General features: G+C 67.8%; 3 protein-coding genes. All 3 read right to left on the reverse strand.

The genetic code is table 11. The features are described from left to right. On the reverse strand, nt 1-697 hold a 697-nt coding region (locus GX015_RS12630), incomplete at its 3' end, for a nucleotidyltransferase family protein (protein ID WP_291345487.1). Between the two features lie 69 nt (nt 698-766). Continuing rightward, nucleotides 767-1,750 carry a glycosyltransferase family 2 protein gene (locus GX015_RS12635; protein ID WP_291345488.1) on the reverse strand — a complete coding sequence of 328 codons (984 nt, stop codon included), beginning with the start codon at nt 1,748-1,750 and terminating at the stop codon, nt 767-769. Nucleotides 1,751-2,279: 529 nt separating this feature from the next. Continuing rightward, nucleotides 2,280-2,726, reverse strand: a 447-nt coding sequence (locus GX015_RS12640; RefSeq protein WP_291345489.1) for a hypothetical protein, incomplete at its 5' end; no start/stop codon positions are given.

The raw sequence follows: 2,726 nt of genomic DNA on the forward strand, positions 1-2,726 counted from the left end.
CGGCGGGCGTGCCCATGTCCCGCCAGTAGGCGTAGTCGACGTGCCCGAACACGCGCCGCCCGTTTTCCAGCAGGGCCGGGAAGATCTCGCGCTCGACGCTGATGGAGCGCCCCGCGGGGATCTCGCCGATGAGCTCGCGGCGGAAGACGTAGCAGCCGGCGTTGATCTGGTCGGTCGGCGGATCCTGGGTCTTCTCCAGGAACTCCAGCACCCGGCCGTCGTCGTCGGTGGGCACGCAGCCGAACGCGCGCGGGTCGGGCACGCGCACCAGGTGCATGGTCACGTCGGCGTTCTTCTCCGCGTGGGTCGCCAGGATCGCCCGCAGGTCGGTGCCGCCGAGGACGTCGCCGTTGAACACCATCGCGGTGTCGTGGCGCAGGTGGTCGTACACGTTGCGGATGCCGCCGCCGGTGCCCAGCGGCTCGTCCTCCACCACGTATTCGATCTCCAGGCCCAGGTCGGCGCCATCGCCGAAGTGCTCCTCGAACACTTCCGCCTTGTACGACGTCCCCAGCACCACGTGCGTCATCCCGGCGGCCTTGATGCGCCCGAGCAGGTGCTCCAGGAAGGGCACGCCGGCGGTGGGCAGCATGGGCTTCGGGGTGCCCACGGTCAGCGGCCGCAGCCGCGTCCCCTGCCCTCCGACGAGGATGACGGCGTCGGTGTTCGCCGCCAGGGCCGTGTCATGGGTGGTCATGGTTGAAGGGTTCCTCCTGGGTTTTCGCTTGACGACGGCTCGTCGCCAAGCAATCACTTGTGCCCGCGCTCAGGAGCGCGGAGTCCGACCTGCTTCTGCCTTCTGCCTACGCTTCTTCGCGGCCAAAATGATGGTGCCACGCAGCGAGAGGCCGATTTTCAGCGCCCACCGCACCGGCGCCAGCAGCGGGCCGGGCAGCCGGTCCGACATGAATCGGTACGCGGAATCGTGGTGCGCGCGGACGGTGATCTCCGGGTGCGACGAGGCGGAATGCCCCTGCGCGTGGCGGATCACCGCGTCCGGGCAGAAGACGTTGCGCCAACCCGCGCGGCCGAGGCGATCCCCGAGGTCGACGTCCTCCATGTACATGAAGTAGCGGTCGTCGAACCCGCCGATGGAGTCGAACGCGTCCCACTTCAGCAGCAGGCAGGAGCCGGACAGCCAGCCGGCGTCGCGCTCGCGGGACATGTCGGCGTCGTCGCGGTAGCGCCGCGAGAACGGGTTCGACGGCCAGACGTCCGCGAGCAGCGCGTGTCCGATGCCGCCGACCAGATCGGGCACGGCCCTGGCCGAGGGGTACGCGGTCCCGTCGGCTTCGCGGATGAGCGGGCCGATCGCGCCGGCCCGGGGATTGCGCGCGGCGCAGTCGAGCATCGCGTCGATGGCCCCGGCGTCGAAGATCACGTCCGGGTTGACCAGCAGAACGTAGTCGCCCCGGATGCGGCCCGAGTCGCGCATCGTCGCCAGTTCGGCGATGCCGATGTTCGCGGCTTTGCCGTAGCCGACGTTGCCGCCGGTGGGCAGGAAGATCGCGTCGTTGAGCCGGTTCGCGCGGCCCTCTTCCTCGGCGCGGGCGACTTCGGCTTCGGGGGAGCCGTCCTTGGAGCCGTTGTCGGCCATGATCAGCACGGTGCCCGCGGTGGTCGATCCCGGCAGCGAGTCGACGAGCGCCCGAAGGTGCTTCCCCGGCGAGTAGGTGACCGTGACGACGCCGAGCGGCAGGCCGGACCGGTCTCCCCGCCCGCCGTCCGCCCGGTTCGACGATTCGTTCACGCTTGTGCACCTTTCGTTGTGCGAGATTTCGCGCGTGCCCGACTCGCGTGGCCGCTGACCGCCACGAGCGCCCGGCCACGCGTCATCAGGCTCCTCTTTCTCCGCATAGACCCTAGGACACCATTCGGCTGGTTCGATTCCGCCACTCCGGTGGGCTGGTTCAGTCCGACTTCCCCGCCACGGTTGTGCCTTCCAAAGCTTGTCGAATGCCCTTCAACTGTTCACGGATGCCCCTGAGTTGTTCGACGATGAGAAAGAGGCCGATGAGCCCTCCCACGAGAGCGATGATCGAGAGCAATGGCTTCCTTTCATGATTTCGCCGACAATTTGTCGGCTTCTCCATTCAATGTGACAGAAACAGTCGCGGCTGGCCCCACACTGCAACTCAACCCCAATCGGGTCTGCGATCGGAAACGATGTTTCGAGGTCGCATCCTCCGCAGATCCCATTCCAACGGCCGATTCCGCCGCGGAAGACCGAGGTCATCGGTAGACGATCCAACTTCGAGCTCCGATTCAGGACGGGTTCTCTAAAACGGAATGGACGGGTCGGGCCCCAACGGCGCCGGCGGCTCCGGCACCATCGACCCGTCCACATCAAGGCTTGCCCTGCGGCACGTCGGCCCCTCGCTTCCCCAGCGCCAGACCCCTCCCGCCGGCACCGACTGACGCGACCACAATTCATCGTCGACCGTCGGCCACCCATCATCGGCGGCCTCCGCCAACCCTCGGGCTTCGGCTGCGGCATCCGGGTCTTCCGAATTCAGTGGCCCGGCGATGAATTCCGCCAGCTCCTCCTCGTACCGCCTCGTCTCCCCCGCATGCTTGCGCAGCGCCGCATCAATCTCCGCCTGCCTCAACGACTCCGCCGCCTCCGCCGCCGCCCGCAGCTTCTCTTCGTTGTCCCGGTGGATCGTCGACGCCACCCTGGTTGCCCGCTGATCGAAGGTCTGCCGCTTCACATGCGCGATCGGACC

The sequence above is a fragment of the Corynebacterium sp. genome (genome assembly GCF_012837295.1).
Classification (GTDB): Bacteria; Actinomycetota; Actinomycetes; order Mycobacteriales; family Mycobacteriaceae; genus Corynebacterium.